This window comes from Actinomycetota bacterium, from assembly GCA_014360645.1.
Classification (GTDB): Bacteria; Actinomycetota; Geothermincolia; order Geothermincolales; family RBG-13-55-18; genus Solincola_B.
The window spans coordinates 20,623-37,747 of sequence record JACIXD010000009.1 but is presented as its reverse complement, the minus strand read 5'-3'; the positions used below and the strand labels follow the sequence as shown (position 1 = coordinate 37,747).

General features: G+C 64.8%; 13 protein-coding genes. 6 read left to right on the top strand and 7 right to left on the bottom strand.

Features of this window, described 5'->3' with window-relative positions; translation table 11 throughout:
* Positions 1–75 precede the first annotated feature (75 nt).
* The 3 genes from H5T74_09185 to H5T74_09175 form a co-directional block, all read right to left on the bottom strand.
* Positions 76–501, bottom strand: coding sequence for a cobalamin B12-binding domain-containing protein (locus H5T74_09185; GenBank protein ID MBC7230545.1), 426 nt, complete (start codon positions 499–501; stop codon positions 76–78).
* Positions 502–652: 151 nt separating this feature from the next.
* On the bottom strand, positions 653–2,713 hold the full coding sequence (locus H5T74_09180; protein MBC7230544.1) for a radical SAM protein: 2,061 nt from the start codon (positions 2,711–2,713) through the stop codon (positions 653–655).
* A 35-nt stretch (positions 2,714–2,748) separates the two neighbouring features.
* Positions 2,749–4,509, bottom strand: coding sequence for a methylmalonyl-CoA mutase (locus tag H5T74_09175; GenBank protein MBC7230543.1), 1,761 nt, complete (start codon positions 4,507–4,509; stop codon positions 2,749–2,751).
* Between the two features lie 796 nt (positions 4,510–5,305).
* Between H5T74_09175 and H5T74_09170 the strand changes: the two genes are divergently transcribed.
* Both H5T74_09170 and H5T74_09165 read left to right on the top strand, forming a co-directional pair.
* On the top strand, positions 5,306–5,812 hold the full coding sequence (locus tag H5T74_09170) for a pentapeptide repeat-containing protein (protein ID MBC7230542.1): 507 nt from the start codon (positions 5,306–5,308) through the stop codon (positions 5,810–5,812).
* A gap of 698 nt (positions 5,813–6,510) precedes the next feature.
* Complete coding sequence (locus tag H5T74_09165) at positions 6,511–7,161, top strand: DUF389 domain-containing protein (GenBank protein ID MBC7230541.1); 651 nt, start codon at positions 6,511–6,513, stop codon at positions 7,159–7,161.
* Between the two features lie 17 nt (positions 7,162–7,178).
* Here H5T74_09165 and H5T74_09160 read toward each other — a convergent pair whose 3' ends face one another.
* The 3 genes from H5T74_09160 to H5T74_09150 form a co-directional block, all read right to left on the bottom strand.
* Entirely contained in the window at positions 7,179–7,976 is a 798-nt protein-coding gene (locus tag H5T74_09160; protein ID MBC7230540.1) for a hypothetical protein, read from the bottom strand.
* A gap of 140 nt (positions 7,977–8,116) precedes the next feature.
* The gene (locus H5T74_09155) at positions 8,117–9,643 is read right to left on the bottom strand and encodes a GMC family oxidoreductase (GenBank protein MBC7230539.1); all 1,527 of its coding nucleotides are present in this window, start codon (positions 9,641–9,643) and stop codon (positions 8,117–8,119) included.
* 121 nt (positions 9,644–9,764) lie between these two features.
* Positions 9,765–10,202, bottom strand: a complete 438-nt coding sequence (locus H5T74_09150; GenBank protein ID MBC7230538.1) for a hypothetical protein — start codon at positions 10,200–10,202, stop codon at positions 9,765–9,767.
* Positions 10,203–10,890: 688 nt separating this feature from the next.
* Between H5T74_09150 and H5T74_09145 the strand changes: the two genes are divergently transcribed.
* On the top strand, positions 10,891–11,802 hold the full coding sequence (locus H5T74_09145; protein MBC7230537.1) for an alpha/beta fold hydrolase: 912 nt from the start codon (positions 10,891–10,893) through the stop codon (positions 11,800–11,802).
* 281 nt (positions 11,803–12,083) lie between these two features.
* On the opposite strand, the gene H5T74_09140 is transcribed toward H5T74_09145, so the two are convergent.
* Entirely contained in the window at positions 12,084–13,157 is a 1,074-nt protein-coding gene (locus tag H5T74_09140; GenBank protein ID MBC7230536.1) for a 6-phosphofructokinase, read from the bottom strand.
* A gap of 592 nt (positions 13,158–13,749) precedes the next feature.
* On the opposite strand from H5T74_09140, the gene H5T74_09135 reads away from it, so the two are divergent.
* From H5T74_09135 to H5T74_09125, 3 genes are all read left to right on the top strand, one after another.
* Positions 13,750–14,373, top strand: a complete 624-nt coding sequence (locus tag H5T74_09135; GenBank protein MBC7230535.1) for a TetR/AcrR family transcriptional regulator — start codon at positions 13,750–13,752, stop codon at positions 14,371–14,373.
* A 190-nt stretch (positions 14,374–14,563) separates the two neighbouring features.
* Entirely contained in the window at positions 14,564–15,682 is a 1,119-nt protein-coding gene (locus H5T74_09130) for a hypothetical protein (protein ID MBC7230534.1), read from the top strand.
* A gap of 617 nt (positions 15,683–16,299) precedes the next feature.
* Positions 16,300–17,106 carry a hypothetical protein gene (locus tag H5T74_09125; protein MBC7230533.1) on the top strand — a complete coding sequence of 269 codons (807 nt, stop codon included), beginning with the start codon at positions 16,300–16,302 and terminating at the stop codon, positions 17,104–17,106.
* The last annotated feature ends 19 nt before the right edge of the window (positions 17,107–17,125 follow it).

Here is a 17,125-nt window from a genome sequence, read left to right as displayed (position 1 = left end):
GACGCGGGAGGGAAAAGGCCGCGATATGCCGCCGGGCATGTCACCGCTTGCCGCCACCCGCGGCCGAGGGCGAGCCTAACCGGCGGCTTCGGCAGCCAGACCAAGCTTATCCCGGATGAAGTCGGCTACCTGAGAGATATAGGTACCGGAGACGAAGACCTCCGCGACCCCCATCTCCTTGAGCCTGGGTATGTCTTCCTGAGGGATGATCCCTCCCACCAACACCAGCTTGTCCCCGATCCCCTTCTCCTCCAGCAGGGACATGAGTCTCCTGACGATGCTCAGGTGCGCTCCGGAGAGGATGGAGAGGCCGATGACGTCCACGTCCTCGTCCAGGGCGGCGTTGGCGATGTCCTCGGGGGTGCGGCGGAGCCCCGTGTAGATGACCTCGAAACCCGCGTCCTTGAGGCCGTAGGCGATGACCTTGGCCCCCTGGTCGTGGCCGTCCAGCCCCGGCTTGGCGATGAGCACCCTTACCTTTGCCTTTTCCTTGCTCTCCATGAAGATCCTCCCTCCTAGGCCGCTGTCCCGTCTCGCCCCTCGGGAAGTGGCGGTCGTGCGGGACTCGTTTCCATATCCGTCCACAGGAAAGCGGTCGGCTCACCTGCGACGCGACCGCCGCGGGAACGTGGGAGCCGCGTCCGCATGCCGCTCATTCCCATATCGTCTCGCAGCGCAAGAGCTCCACCGCTATCCCCGTCCTCCTCTCGATATCGAGGTAAGGCCTCCCGGTGAGGTCCCTCCCCCAGCCGCCGAGCCGGAAGGGAGAGGAGGGGATGAGGACCAGGTCCGGCCCCTCCCCGCCGCGCGCCGCGTACTCCCGGATGAAGGCCACGAAATCGTCCACCACCAGGAGGTCGCCCAGGATGATGTTGCCTCCGAAATAACGGTTCTCCGGCACCCCCAGGGCGAGCTTGCATCCGCCGGGGAGCGAGAGGGGACGCTCCCGGAGGAGCTGCTCCAGGGTCGGCCTCACCAGCGCCGAGGTGAGCAGCAGCGGCCGCCGCGCCCCCCGCGCGTGGACGGCCGCCTGGACCTCGTCCAGATGGCTCGCCCTGAACCCTGATCCCATGAACACCGCCCCCAGGTGCGCGGCCGTCTGGGGGTCGTAGGGGTAGGAGAAGTCGCGGGTGTCGCCGGTGAGCTCGATGTCCCCGCCGCCGCGCCGCACCGTGAGCGTGAACTCCCCGGCGTCCGCGGCCTGAACCAGGGCGAGGAGGTCCCTGGCCTGGGGCCTGTTCCTCGCCCCCGTGCCGTTCACCGCAGTCAACAGGTCTCCCGCCGCCAGCCCCGCGCGCGCGGCGGGAGAGCCGCGCACCACCCCGACGACCTCGGCGCGGTTCTTGTCCCGCCTGGTAAGGTTTTCCTCGTACATGGCGGGGCTGAGGAAGACCGGGCAGTCAGAAAGTTCGCGCAACTTCCCCACCTCACGCACGATCTCCGGCCACACCTTCGCGGTGTCGAAGGGCGGGGTGGGCGAGAAGAAGCGCGAGAAACCCGGCAGGTTGACCTGCACCATGCGCGCCCCCGAAGCCGCGGCGTAGAGCACCGTGGCGCGCAGGTCACTCAGCATCTCCTCCAGGGAAGGGAGGGGCCACGCCACGATGGTGACCGCGTAAGGTATCCCCGCTTCCGACAGCGCGGGAAGCGCCGCCACCGCCTTCTCGGGATGGGGGTCCCTCATGAGCATGGCGCGGCGGGAAGGGGAGGAGCTGTGGAGCGAGAGGTCCAGGAAGAGCGGGCGCAACTCCGCCAGGGCGGCGATGCACCTGCGGTCCAGGGCCCCACCGTTGGTAGAGAGCCGGATAGGTTCGTCGGTGCGCTCGCGGACCTCCCGCAGCAGCCGCAGGGCGTGGGGGTGGGCCAGCACCTCGCGGGGACCTCCGAAGGTGGGGAAGAGGCCCGTGCCCGACCGGGGCTCGTAACGCGCGAGCCTGTCCGAGAGCTCCCGCCACTCCTCCTCTGCGTCAGCTGCGTCCGACGCGAGAGAAGGGGGCCCGCCCCGGTTGTAGCAGAACACGCAGTCGAACTGACAGCGCGTGGCGGCATGCTGGAAGAGGTCGGCCGTCGCCGAGGCGTGCGGTCCCGTCCAGTCGTCGAGGTCGCGGAGGCGGAAGCCGTCCACCTTCGCCGTCTTTCCCTCCCACTCCAGCTCCACCACGGAGAGAAGGCTGGCGAGCTGCCTGGCGATGAACTCCACGCGTGGCTCGTAGAGGGCGGCGTTAGCGAGGCTGCGGTAGGCGGGTCTTCCCGGCGCCTCTCGCCCGCCGCGCCCGTTTGGCGAGTCCTCGCCTCGGGAGGCGCCTTCACGCCCCTCCACGAAGGCAGTCTTTTCCCGGACGCCGCCTTCGCACTTCTCCACGATGGATGCCGTTTCCGGGGAACCGTCTCGCGGGACCTCGCGGCGTGACGCACCTGACCCGGGCTCTTCCTCCGCAGCGTCACGCGCGTGGCGGGTATTCTCCGCCGCTTCCCGAGGAAACAGCGCACGCGGCTTGCTCTCCGCCAAGAAGCGGAAGGAGTCCACGGCGACGTCCTCCCCGTTTTTCTGCGGCACGGCGATGTCCAGGAGGTTGCAGAGCTGCTGCCGGATCAATTCCGCCAGGCGGTCGGCGTGCAGCGGCTCGCGCCGCGGCGCCTCCGAGAGGCGGTAGCGGAACACGCAGCCCTCCTCCTGCTCCCGGCGCCCGCCGGCGCGGAGGCTACCGGCCATGGCATTCACCCCTCGCGCTACCTCCCCGCTCCCTATCAGAAGGGAGAGACCGCCTTGTATTCCCCGAAGACCTGGCGCAGCACCCCGCAGATCTCCCCCTCGGTGACGTATGCCTTTACGCATTCCACCAGGTGGGGCAGGAGGTTCTCCTCTTCCTTTCGTGCGAGAGACTCCAGCTCCTTCAACAGGCGGGCCACCTCGCGGCCGTCGCGCTGCCGCTTGATCTCCGCCAGGCGCGCCTTCTGCTTCTCCTCAGCCCACTCTCGCTTCTCGGGGTCGTAGGGGTTGGCCACCAGGCGGTTGGTGGTGACCTCCAGCTCGTGCTCTCCCGTGAAGCAGTTCACCCCCACCACCAGGCGCTCTCCTCTCTCCACGGCACGCTGGCGCTCGTAGGCGCTGCGCGAGACCTCGCGCTGCATGTAGCCGTTCTCGATGGCCGCCACCGCCCCGCCCATCTTCTCGATCTTTTCCAGTTCCTCCCAGGCGGCGTTCTCGATGTCGTCGGTGAGAGACTCCATGCAGTAGGAGCCGGCGAAGGGGTCGGTGTATTCCAGCAGCCGCGCCTCACAGGCGATGATCCTTCCCGCGTCCTGGGCCAGCTGCAGGGCCTCCATGCTCCAGCCCAGCCCCAGGGGCTCGTCGTAGGGCGGGAAGGGGAGGGGACGGCCGCCGGAGAGCACGCTGGCCACCGCGCCGATGACTGCGCGGGTGAGGTTGTTGAGGGGGCGCTGCAGGGTGGTGGAAGAGGGCCCGATGTGCGCGCCGATGGCCTGGCGTATGCGCATGCTGCGGGGGTCCCTGGCCCCGAACCTCTCCTTGAGGATGCGCGCGTACATACGGCGCGCCGCGCGCTGGAAGGCCACCTCCTTGAGCAGCTCCATGCTCCCGCCGAAGGCATTGAAGGTGAAGCGGGGGGCGAACTCGTCCACGTGCAAGCCTGCGTCCACGCCTACCTGCAGATAGGCGATGGCGTTGGCCATGCTGAAGGCCAGGTCCTGCTCGCGGGTGGCCCCCGCCTCCCGGATGTGATATCCGCCTATGGAGGTGATATTGACGTTGGGCATGTTGCGGGTGAGGAACACCAGGCTGTCGCGGAACATGCGCAGGGCGTGTTTGGGCGGGAAGATGTAGGTGCCGCGGGCGATGTATTCCTTGAGGATGTCGTTCTGAGGCGTGGCGCGCAGCTTTTCCAGGGGGATGCCGCGCTTCTCCGCCAAGGCGGCGTACATGGCGATGATGATGTTGGCGGGGGCGTTGATGGTGAAGTTGGAGGCGATGTTGTCGAGGTCGAGGTCCCCGCGGTAGGGCTCGTAGATGATCTCGAGATCCGCCAGGGTGTCCACGCACACCCCCACCTTGCCCACCTCGCCCTCCGCCAGGGGGTCGTCGGAGTCGTACCCGCACTGCGTGGGGAGGTCGAAGGCGAGGTTGGGGCCGCCTCTTCCCCCCTGCTCCAGCAGGCCCCTGTAATAGTCGCGGGTGTCCTCGGGAGTGCCGTAGCCGGAGTAGATGGCGGCGCGGGTCTGGCCGCCAGCCCCGGGTATCTCCCCCTTGCCGGCCATGGAGGCCAGCCTCGCCAGCCCGGCCATGGGCTCGACGGGAAAGGTCCCGGCGGTGTAGGGGTAGGTGCCGGGGAAGCCCACCTTCTCCAGGAAGTCGAAGCCCTCAAGGTCGTCGGGCCCATAGAAGCGGGCGCTCTCCGCGTTGAGGTAGGGGAACTTCTTAAGGGTCTTGGCCAGCGGCCCCTCCTCCCAGGCCTTGCGCGCCTCCTTTATCCTCTCCAGGTCCTCGCTCATCTTCCCCCCTTTGCTCTCGGACGCATCGCACCGGCGCAGAGGCGTCGGGCACCGGCATCCCGCGGTGGCCCCGGAGGGCGGAGTCCTCACGGGTACGGTCACGGGGACCGCGAGACAGCATGGGTGCCGAGCCTGATATGCCGAGCCAGCCTTTCCGAACGTCCCTTCATGCGTTCACTTTCACTAAAGTTAACCCAAAGCGCGCTGAGAGGCAAGGGCCCGTGCCGATTCGCTACATGGCTGATATGAAGCCCTGTCCTCGCTTTTCTCCATCCGGCGGACCATGGACTCCTTGGGGTTGCCTTAGGGTTGAGTTGCCCGTGTGCCCGCGGGGCCTCAGGTGATTTTACGGCCGGTTCCACTCATAGAGCATCCCGCTTGAGCTCCTCTGCGGTGTACCCCTCACGGAAGCACCGGAGCTCATACTCCGAGGTCTGGATCTTGCGCTCCATGAAGCTCTCTCCTCGAGGCAAAGGGGACGGAAAAGAAACGGGTAACGAGATCCGCACCCGCGGCCTTACCGAAGTGCATGAGGACCACCGAGCCGTTGCCCTCCCGCGGCGACTGTGTGGGGGAGGGTGGGAGGGCCTTTACGCCGTGCCGGGAAACCTCGGTAGACCGGTGTGTACGGGATCTTGCCGCGGGCGTCGTCCGGTCTCCCTTCCGCGCTGCCTCCGCGGCACCGCGTCGGTGTCCATTTCCCCACTCCGGTCTGTACCCTTGCCCTGGCGCTTCACCGCAGGACCTTACGGTGCGATAATACGGCGGGAAACAGTAGAGCAGGGAGGGACGATTCATGGCCAACGAGGAGCATCTGAAGATCCTGAGAGAGGGAGTCAAGGCCTGGAACGCCTGGCGGCGCGACAACATCTACGAGATGCCCGATCTCTACGGGGCGGACCTGCGCGGCCTGGATCTCACCTACGTGCATTTCATGCGCACCAACCTCGGGGGGGCCGACCTCTCCGGAGCCATACTGCGCAAGGCCTTCATGGTGGGCGCCTACCTGCACGGGGCCAACCTCGAGGAAGCGGTGCTGGAGGGCGCGGACATGCGGGGATGCCATCTCTCGGAGGCGAGGCTCAGGGGCGCGAAGATGGCGGGAGCGGTGCTCAACAAGGCCCTGGCGGTGGGGGTGGACTTCAGCGGCTGCGACATGGAGGCGGTGATGATGCTGGGGACCAATCTCGAGAACTCCGATTTCACCGGGGCCAACATGACCGACGTGGACCTCACCGACGCCAACCTAAGGGGGATCATAACCGAGGGGGTCAGGGGTTACCGCTTCCCAAAAAGTACTTGAATCAAGTGCCCCCGTGAGACCTTTCTCCTGGCATGCATTGCGCCGGTGCCCGCTGCTCTCCTGGATGGGACCGATGGCATCCGGGTTTGACGTCCGGGCTCGAGGCCTGCCTGTCTTTTACTGTTCTGGTCGCTGAGAGCCACAACTGCCGTGAGTTCATCAAGGGCTCGACCGGGTCGCGGAGGAGGAGCTCCCATCTGTTTTCTCCTGTTCCCGCTGTCCGGAGCAGAGCGCCTCGTGGAGGGTAATGTCCAGCTGAACGAGTGAGAGCAACAAGCCTTCCGGGAGGGGAATACGGCGCAGGGTCCGAAGGTGATACCGGACGAGTGGAGTTGCCCTTATAAACTGCCAGGGGCTCGACCTGCGCACATGCCATTTCATACCGATGGGGTTCCCGGTCGGGTGGAACGATGAATGCGAGGATGGGGTGCGGACGTTCATGATATGCTCAATCAGCATGCGCGGTTGCCGGCCGTCATCAACCGACCTATACTGTCAACATCCGATCGAGGGCATGGCGCTCCTGGAAGGTGCGTTGACGGGGAGCCGGATGATAGGAGAAGCTGAGAGATACTCGCGACCACGGTCTTGTTCAAGGAGCGCCGATCACGTCAGCGGTCAGACCGCCCCCTGATCCGGAGGCGGTTTACGAAAGGTCAGGGGGTAGAAGATGTCGAGGATAGGGGTTCCTGCAGGCAGTGGAGGTCACCAGGAATTCCCAGATATTATCGCGCACCTCCCCCACCCTCATCGATCTCATAATTGCCCTCGCATCGGGCGCGGCCGGGGCCTTTGCTACCTCGCGCGAGGACGTGTCCGACGCGCTTCCGGGAGTCGCTATCGCGGTTTCCCTGGTGCCTCCCCTTGCGGTGGTGGGGATCTGCCTTTCCGCGAGGGCCTTCACCATGGCCCTTGGGGCCTTTGTCCTGTTCCTCACAAATCTCCTGGCCATCGTGGTAGCGGCCCTCGCCCTTTTCGCTGTCATGGGGTACGGAGGGTCCGCGCTTTCCCACGAGGGAAAGAGGGCGAGGCGTTTGGGGGTGGTGGTGATATGCGTCGCTTCGGTGGTCCTCATCGTCGCGCTCGGGTTTGCAAGCTACCGCGTGGTCATGGAGCAGATCCTGCAGCAGCGGTCGCGTGATCGAGTGGAGAAATGGCTCGAGGGAACCGACTTCGAGATCTACTCGGTGGACGTGGACGGGAAAAATATCAGCCTGGTGCTCTTAGGTGAGGGGGAACCACCGCCTTTCAAGAGACTCCTGGCGGAGATGCGCGACAGCATCGGGGATGTCGAGGTGAGGCTGAGGATAGTGCCGGAGAAGATCTTGGAGGGGAGCACCACGGACTGACCTTGGTTTCCGGAAGGTCAGTAGCGCCAGCCGGGAAAGGTGCAGATGCCGGCGGGCTGCATGGTGCGGTACATCTCGATACCCCGCCAGGGTTCGCCCAGGATGCCGTCGTGAATGGCCCAGGCGCGCCCGCGCACCGTTTTCTCCATCCCCGGACGCCGGAAGGGGGTGCTGCCGTCCAGTCTCTCGAAGAGCTCCCCTCCGGGCTGGAAGCCGGCGTTTATCTCCTCCATCTTGCGGCGTCCACGGATGTAGTTGAAGCCGTAGCTCTCGAAGATGATGGCGTTGTTATAGGCCAGGGGCTCTGCGATGACCATGTCCTGCCCCATGGCTTCGATGAACCCGAGGGCCAGGGGCGCGAAGTGGCGGAAGAGGCGCAGGCCGCGCCGCACCTGGCCCGGCGCCAACCCCGCCTCCATGGCCCTTATCTCCTCCGGGATGTTGCGCCTGACGGTGGCGAACTTGGTGCGACGCCCCGCGGTGTCCACGTCGGTGTCGAAGCGCGGGGAGCGGGGGTCGTTGATGACCAGGAAGTTGATGTCGATCTTGAAGAAGGCGGTGTCCTCGATCTCCAGGAAGAAGATGGCATCCTGGTCATGGGGGTGCTCCCTGACCTCGATGACCGCGAAGGTGGCGCCCTGCGGAGCGTTCACGCTCACCACCCTCTCTCCCAGGCGGTTGGTGAAGGTTTGAGGGTCGATGGCAAACATCTCGAACAGGCGACCGGGGATGAGCAGGGCGTAGACGCGCTCTCTGGTTTTTTCATCCAGGTGGTTTAGGTCACGGATGTTGCGTCGCGGCGCCTTCCCCACCAGGCGGTCGAAAGCTTCCCCGACCCTCCGAGCCTCCGCTTCCTCCCAGGCCATGGCCATGTTAGGACCTCCTCTGTGCTGGCTGACCCGTCGTGGGACGGAGACGGCCATCCCCCTGATCCCCGGTCACCATTTGCATCCCGTCATGGTGAAAGGCGCTCGTCGATGAAACCGGCGCACCGCAAGGCCATGGCCATGATGGTCAGCTGCGGGTTCACCCCCGGAGAGGAGGGGAGGACGCTCCCGTCGCATATGTACAGGTTTTCCAGGTCCCAGCTCTCGCAGGTGTGCCTGACCACCGACCATTCCGGGTCGCTGCCCATGCGGCAGGTGCCCAGGGGATGGTAGGCGCTCATGCCCAGGATGTCCCCGGCGCGCACGCGCGAGCGCTCCAGGCGCCTGAGGTCACGCGGGCCCGTGAGCTCGTAATGCCCGGCGAAGGGCGTGTACACCTTTCGGGCGCCAGCGGCGAACCATATCTCCGCCATGAGCACCGTAGCCGCCCTGGCCTTGGCCACGTCCCGACCCCGGAGGTTGTAGAGGATGGCGGGTCGGTATCCGGGTCGCCGCAGGTCCAGCACTCGGCCGTGGGAGTCGCTCTCGGAGACCATGCCCCCGAAGATCCCCATGTTCGGGTAAGAGGTCATGAGGGCGGCATTGCGGCGCCCGGCGAAGGGCAGGGCCAGGGCGTGGACCTCAGGCGGCACCGTCCCTCCCTCCAGCATGATGCCCTCGCCCTTGAACTCGTCCACGAAACAGCACTGCGGGATGCCCTTGGGCGGGCCCAAGGGCTGGTCGAAGAGGGCGATGGTCTGGGTGGCAGGGTGTATCTGGAGGTTCCTTCCCACCTGCCCGCTGGAGTTCGCCAGGCCCTGTCGGAGCAGGAAATAGGGCGTGAATACCGCGCCCGCGGCCAGCACCGTGACCCGCGCCTCGAGGTCGATGCGCCTGCCGTTGGGGCGCCCGGTGGCGGGATCGAGGAAGACGCCCCGTACCCCGGTCACCCGCCCCCCGCTCACCCTCAGCTCCTCGGCGCGGCAGCGGGTGTAGACGTCTACCCCCGCCCTCACGGCATCGGGGATGAAGGACACGTCCACGCTCTGTTTGGAGCCCGATGGGCAGCCGAAGGCGCAAGCCCCGAAGCCCTCGCATTCCTTGGCGTTGCGGGGCAGCCACCCGCAAGACAGGCCCAGCTTCTCCGCCCCGGAGAGGAAGGTGGTGGCCACCTTTCCTGCCACCTCGGGATCGGCGCGCTTCACGAAGAGGTACTCCTCCAGGTGGGCGTAGATGAGGTTGAGCTCCTCCTCGCCGATGTCCGTGAGCCCGTGGGTGAGGTGCCACTTCTTGAGCACCGGGCGGTGCATGCGCAGGGCGGTGCCGGAGTTGACGGTGGTGGTTCCCCCCACCGTCTTACCCATAGGGAGCAGGATGAAGGGAAGGCCCAGGGTCACCGTCTGTCCCGCATCGCGGTACATCTTCATGTAGGAATCGGCGGGGTCGAGGTTGAAATCCTCGCGGGTGAAGTATCCTCCCTCTTCCAGGACCACCACACCGTAGCCCGCCTCCGCCAGCTCCTTGGCCACGGGGCCGCCGCCCGCTCCCGAGCCGATCACGGCCACGTCCACGGAGCGGGTGACGTCGCCCTTGACGTCCGTGGGGGTGAGGATCATCGCCTGCTCCCTCCATTAGCGGGGGTCCGTGAGTATGACAAGAAAGGCGTCGCTGCGACCGGCGGTCCGGAACGCTCCGCCCGGGGCCGATGCGCGCCTTCCGCCATCACCCCCGGCAGCGTCATCTCTCCTCCTTCGGCGGGAGGTTGCGGTCCCGCCTCACCACCCGAAGGGCGGATTCCTCCTTCAGTGCCCGGGCGTCGAATCCCAGGGGCACCGCCACCTCGGGACGCCGGTAATAGGACATGAGCAGCGGGAGGCCCGGCAGCACCGCCGTGCCCCGCAGCAGGGGGTTGCGCGAAGACATGAGGCGGTTCAGCAGTTGCTCTCTCTCGGGAGGCGTCAGGCGGGAGAAGGGCCGACCTTTGAGGAGGAGGGCGAGGGCGCGCAAGGCCGCGCTGCAGGCGAGGAACACCGCCCTGAACTCGGGGGCTCCCGCCTCGAAGTACTCCTCGATGAAGGCGCACTGGGCTTCCGGATCGACGGGCGGGAGGCCTTCCGGCTCCCCTATATACGCCTCCATCAGCTGCCGCAGGTAGCGGTCGGAAAACAGCCTCACGGTCCCTCCCGTCGCCGCCGCGCCTCTGTGCCGGGGACCCCCCATAAGATCGGGAATCCGGGATCATTTTACCAGAAACGGAGGACAGGTATTAGGGTCGAGAGCTTTCTGCCCGTACCGATCTCGTACGCGGGTTTCGCCATGGATCCGAGGTCTTGCCACATGCCGCCGGAGGTCGCCGGCAGTCCCGAAGGCGGGCGAGGACGCGGCTGAACGGGTGTGTCCCCACCGGGAGGGCGCGATATCCGGGCATACCGGGGACTGCCCTGAAAATAGCTTCCAATACACCATGTATAGCGTCATGGTGCCGAAGGGCGATTTTCATCCTCGGTGGTGTCGCGTCCGCGCGACATGAACGGCTGACCCTCGACCCGACCTCATGTTGGAGTGGCTTCTGCTCTGAAAATAGCTTTCAATGCACCATGTATAGCGTCATGGTGGCGAAGGGCGATTTTCATCCTCGGTGGTGTCGCGTCCGCGCGCCATGAACGGCTGACCCTCGACCCGACCTCATGTTGGAGTGGCTTCTTCATGGCCGGAGATGCGGGTCTGGACGGGAAACAGCCGCCACGGCCGACCTTTGGAAAAGCGAGTAAAACATCTGGCTAGGCCATCCGGGCCAGGGGCTATAATAGGGGACACACGGCGAATTAGCGGCTTTTCAGTCTTGAACCGAGGGGGTATGGAGATGGCGAGGAAGGTCATGAGGGGAGAAGGTTTTACTCGCGAGGACCACGAGTTCCGCTCCCGCATGAAAAAGTGCGCGGGATGGCTGTACCGACCGGAAGGGGCGGCGAGGCCTCCGGTGGTGGTGATGGCGCACGGTTTCGGTGCGCAGCGCGATTTCGGTCTCCCTGCGTATGCGGAGGTGTTCGCGCGGCGCGGTTTGGCCGTCTTCCTTTTCGACTACCGCAACTTCGGCGCCAGCGAGGGAAGACCCCGCAACCTGGTAAATCCCTGGCGGCATCTGAGGGACTGGAGGGCGGCGCTCTCCTACGTGAGGTCCCTCGAGGAGGTGGACGGGTCGCGCGTGGGTCTCTGGGGTTCCTCGTACAGCGGCGGGCACGTCATAGTCACCGCTTCCCGCGACGAGGGGGTGGCGGCGATCTCGGCCCAGGTGCCCTTCGTGGACGGGGTCTCATCCGCCCTGTACACGGGGTTCAGGCACGCCTGGCAGGCCACGGTGGCCGGGCTCAGGGACCTGGGGCGGGCGCTCACCTTCCGGGAGCCCTACCGCGTGCCCATCGTCTCCGATCCAGGCACCTTCGGGATCATGAACACCCCCGAGTCCGAGCCCGGTTACATGTCCATCGTGCCCGAGGGCACGGCATGGAGGAACGAATGCCCGGCGCGCGCGGTGCTGGAACTGCTCCTCTACCGCCCTGTCAGGCGGACGCGCAGGGTTACCTGCCCCGCCCTGGTCATCCTGGGAGAAAAAGACAGCCTCATCAACCCGCGGGCAGTGGAGAGGGCGGCGTCGCGCATGCGGGAGGTCACCCTCGTGCACCTGCCGGTGGGGCACTTCGACGTGTACACGGGAGAGTGGTTCGACAAGGTCTCGTGCATGCAGGCTGACTTCTTCTCCCGCCACTTATTTTAATAATATGGGGTCAGCCCCGGACATGGGACACCTTCGCGGCGCGCAAGATGCCAGACCCATCTCTCAAGCCACCAAAAGGGGTACCTGGCGGTACGCTTTTACCTTCAGTCCTCTACCAGAGGGAGCCTGCCGTCGATCTTCGATGTCTAAACTCTAGGGTTCCCGTTTCGAGAACCGAAGCCGCACCGTCAACTTTCCGGAGTTGTTTCAGGCCGAACCCTTAGCGAACCTCAGGGGAAATCCGGGAAATGTCTCATGTCCGGGGCTGACCCCATTGTTGGTCAGTCTCCGAAGGAGGTGCCGACCGAGCGCGCGTAACGCACCAGCTCGCCGTCGGGAGGGACCTTGCGCTGCTCGGCCACCGCCTCCTCCAGGGGCACGGCTTTGATCTCCGGGGTGCGCAGGCAGGCCATCTTCCCGAATTCGCCGTTCACCGCCATCTCCACCGCCTTAACCCCGAAACGGGTCGCGAGGATGCGGTCGAAGGGAGATGGAGCACCTCCCCGCTGGAGGTGACCAAGGACGGTAACCCGCGTCTCGATGCCGGTATAGCTCTCTATCTCCACGCCCACCAGGTCGCCGATCCCGCCCAGCACCTTGCGCCCGTTGCCGCAGCTCTTCTCGATCACCCCCAGCTGCGGGTGGGGAGCTCCCTCCGCAACCACGATGATGCTGAAGCTCTTGCCCGCGTCGTGCCGCTGCAACAGCTTGGCGCATATACCGTCGATGGTGAAGGGTATCTCCGGGATGAGGATGACGTCCCCGCCCCCGGCGATGCCCGCTTCCAGAGCTATCCATCCCGAATTGCGGCCCATCACCTCCACGATCATGGCGCGGTGGTGAGACTCCGCCGTGGTGTGCAGCTTGTCGATGGCCTCGGTGGCGGTGTGCAGGGCGGTGTCGAAACCGAAGGTTATATCCGTGGCCATGAGGTCGTTGTCGATGGTCTTGGGGATGCCCACGATGGGGGCGCCGCGGTTGTAGAGCTCCTTAGCGATGCGCATACTGCCGTCGCCGCCGATGACCACCAGGGCGTCGAGGCCGAGCATGTCGATGTTCTCCAGGACCACATATGAGAGGTCCACGTAACGCTCATCGCCGTTCTCGCGCAGCAGGTAGTGGAAGGGATTATCGCGGTTGGTGGTACCCAGGATGGTGCCTCCCCGGTGCAGGATGCCGGAGACCCCTCCTTCGTCCAGCCGGCAGGCGTTGCCGTTGATGAGCCCCCCGAAGCCGTCTCTGATCCCCACAACCTCCAGTCCGTAATGATGGATGGCGGCCTTGGTAACGGCGCGTATCACCGCGTTCAGGCCCGGGCAGTCACCGCCTCCCGTTAGCACCCCTATGCGCCTCATCCTCGTTCTCAACCCCGCACTCCTCCTTGAGCTCCCTTGACCTGACCTTTCTTTATCTTGTGAAGTTTGCGACGTGGGAACACCGGGCTCTCTCCCGAACCCCGCGACGTCGTGACACAGCCCTCCCGATAACCCACGCCGCCGACGAGCTGACCGCGCCGACCGTACGTGCCGCGGCCCTGGCCGGGGACAGGAACTCCGCTCGGGCGTCGTGTTCATCTGGTCGCTCGGTGACCGCGTTCTACCCGGCGACCGGAAATGTCGAACACAAGCGCCCGTTCGGTGTCGGCAGCCCAGCCTTGTCCGACGTCCGCTCTCGCCCCGGGACATGCCCGGGTCGTCCCCGAGCTCGCCCGGGGAACATAGTAAGCAGATTGTGGGCAACAAATATGTGCGAGGCATCCCTCGCCCGGTTAGTATTTGCCCCTCCAATGGTTGTCATCTTGCTTTATGAAGCGCGAAACGCCGGCCTGGCACGAGGATTGACAGGGGACTGGGAAGAGGTTACCATCGGGTATAAACGGAATGACGCGTCATTCAGCATTCTGGGATGCGACCGGGTTGTGTTTACTCAAGATCCTTAGGGCGCGGGATGGAACAGACGCTTGCGGAACGGCGGCGAGACGAGATCCTCGGGGCGGCGATCAAGGTCTTCTCGCGGAAGGGGTATCACGGCGCCAAGATCGAGGACATCGCGGCGGAACTCAACATAGGACACGGGACTTTCTACCGCTATTTCAAGAACAAGCTGGACATCTTCAACCGGGTGTTAGAGGAGATAATCTCCATGGCCGCGGAGCTCGTTCAGGACGTCGATCCCTTCCAGCCCCGGGACCGAGAGGAGTACAGGCGGCAGCTGGAGGAGATCGGCGACCGGCTCTTCGGGCTCTTCAAGGCACGCCCCGAGTTCTCGCGCATCCTCTTCTACGAGGCCTTCGGGATAAGCGATCCCGAGCTGAGGAAGAGGATACGGGAGGTCTTCGACCTCTTCGGGAGCTACACGGAGCTGTACCTGAAGAACGGCGTCGAGAAGGGCTACCTGCGCGAGGGGATGCACGTGAAGGAGACCGCCCTGGCCGTGAACGCCGCCCTCTTCGAGGCCTGCAAGAGGGTGGTGCTCTCCGATGACCCCGACCGCGCCCTCGAGATCTGGAAGGAGACCATCATCTCCCTGTTGCTGGGGGGATTGTCCGGAGAGGGAGACGGCGCGAGATAGGGGAGCGCCGGCCAGGCGAGGGACTTGGTGCGCGGCTGGCGGAGTTCAGGAAGGGAGGCACGGGGGCAAAGAGGCTTGCACCCCTCCCACCTTGCATGCGCGGGAGGGTTAAAGGAAAGGGACGGCCGCCGCGGGCGGCCGGGAGTGGCGACGGTGAAGATGCCGTGTCGGTGACGGGAGGTGAGTCGGGATGGTCCAGGTGGACGTGTTCTGGTCCTACGGTATCGGCTCCAGCTTCGCGCTGGCGGCGTTCCGGCAGCTGCGCAGGCTGAGGGCCGAGAACGAGGCCCGGAGGTGGAAGCTCGGGTGGAAGGCGGAGAGCGGTCTGCTGGTGGCGGAGGAAGCCGGGAGCGAGATGGAGGCGATCCCGGCCGGCCTGAGCGAGAGCAACGGCCGTGCTTTCCAGGAGCTGGTAAAGCAGCTCAAGGAGAGCGGCTTCAAGCCCGGTAAGATGGACCTCCAGAACCTCAAGGGCCTGCAGAAGGCGGTGAAGGCGTGGTTCAAGGAGAACGAGGACGCCTTCAACAACCAGTACTTCCTCAAGAACCTGCTTTTCCTCTCTCTGCTCTTCGTGCCCTCGGGATCGGTGCTGCTGTGGTCCAACCCGAGCTGGGAGACCATGCAGGTGGGGAAGTACGAGACCATACCGCAGTGGCTGGTGGGGGTCTTCACCACCACCAACGTCACCCAGGGTATCCTCGGCTTCTACCTAACCTGGCGTTCGCTCATGAAAGGCAAGTATTACCAGGCAGCCATGCACACCTTCCTCTCCTATCTGGGTTTCTTCTTCATCCTCGCCAACGGCTGGGACAACAAGGGCTACCAGCGCTTCTTCTCCAAGAACCGCGAGTCCTTCGAGAACTGGAGCTGGAAGAACGTGGTGCCGTGGGCTTTTTCCGACGTGGCCATGATCCTGCTCGCCTACGGGACCATGTTCCTTCCCCTCATGTATTACTGGATCATCGACTGGGTGCTCAAGGGCGAGGACCTGGAGAAGGGTGTGGAAGAGAAGGAGCTGCTGGACCGCCTGCCGGAGGCGCTCAAGGAGTTCGGGGCCGTCAACGCCGCCGTCTTCGGGGGCGCCCTAGGCGGAGCGATACTGGCCACGGTGTTGGTGCGACGCTTGGGGTGGGTCAAGGGCATGGCCGCCTGGGCGGCGCTGATGGGGATCAACCTGAGCAAGATCGGCTTCGGCCCAGCGCTCTGCAAGAAGGTGATGAGGGTCGAGGATCTCAACGACGTGCCCGTGGAGGAGCTGGTTAAAAGGGAGATCGAGGCCCTGCGGGAGCTGGCGCCGGCGAGCGCCTGAAGACACACGGAGCACCCGCTCGCGCGAGCGAGCTCGAAACGGGGGCGGCCTGGCCGCCCCCGTCCCCTGTGGGGGCAGCGCCAGGGTCAGCAACTAAACCCCTGTACTCGGGCCGGGGGAGGCCGCGTAACCGTTTGGTCCGAACCCCATTCACTTCTGTGGCAGGTGCGCTTTCCTTTCGAGACGGAGGATGTCCGCATGGCCTTTCTGACGGCCCTTTCCCGGGCATAGCTCCGTCTGCGTCGCTATCCGCAAGGTACCCAGCACATATCTTCATGCTTCTAGCGCAAGGCCGGGTTTGTAAACCATGGTCCCGCGGCGGTATTGCAGGACGTGGCCTTGCGCCATCGAGACTGGAGCGAGCGTGCATACGGCGGCGGTAATTCACATGTCCTGAATCTCGATCAGCCGCAGGCTCAGACGGGAGGGTCGTTGCCGGAGTCGGGGTTCGTGAGCGGCAGGGTGGGGTGCGATGTTCAGGACGGCGTTGATATGGGTACACTGGGAAACGAAGGGAGAGGGGCCGAAGACGTAGGCGCGCCAGATCATGAGCGGAAATCCAGGAAGCTGTCGGCGGGTGATGAACCGTATGGACCGTTTCCCAGGTTGGTGGAATCGTGGAGAACCAGGGAAGGGCGCTCAGTCTGCTTAAGCATTATTTTCTCGGCATGCTCATCGCCTCCGCTTTCGTATGGCTCATGATGGAGGCGTTTGCACCTCCGCGTTTCTCGTATATCCCGCGTGACGGAGTGGATGTCGGGACCGATGGTTTATCCGCCATCGGGCTGCGAAACCCAGAGGCTCAGACCGAGGGAGAAAGTCGGAACCTCGCGATCCCTGAGCCCGGGACGCCCGGAGACGCGGAAGTGCTCGAGGCCGGCGACATCCTCCTCGGAAGGTGCAGGTTGAGCCCCGTCCCCTCCCTCAATCCCTTTATGAGCTGGACGCACGCGGCCATGTATGCAGGGGATGAGACAATCATCGTGGCCGGCAATCCCGAAACCGGCGTGGTCGAAAGGCGGCTTGAATCATGGATGTTCCCGGAGATGACATGGGTATGTTATGTGCGCGTACAGGGTGCCGATAAGGCCACGAAGAGAAGGGCGGTTGAATTCGCGCGCGAAAAGGTCGGCCAGCCCTATGATATCAACTGGCTCTCCAAGCAGTTGGATGGGGACAGTTGGTACTGCAGCGAACTGATATGGGCGGCATATCATCATGCCAGCGATGGCAGCATAGACCTCGTGAGCAAGCTGGATATCTTCGGCGTTGCCCCGGACGAGATCTATATGCACGAGGCCACGGTAGAGGTAGGAGGGCATTACGAAAAGCGCCCCGACACTATCTTCTCGCTGTTCGCGAAGGTATCGTTGATATGCATGCTCTTCTGCGCAGGGGCCCTGCTGCCGCATACGGTGGTATAACGGAGTTGTTTATGGATGA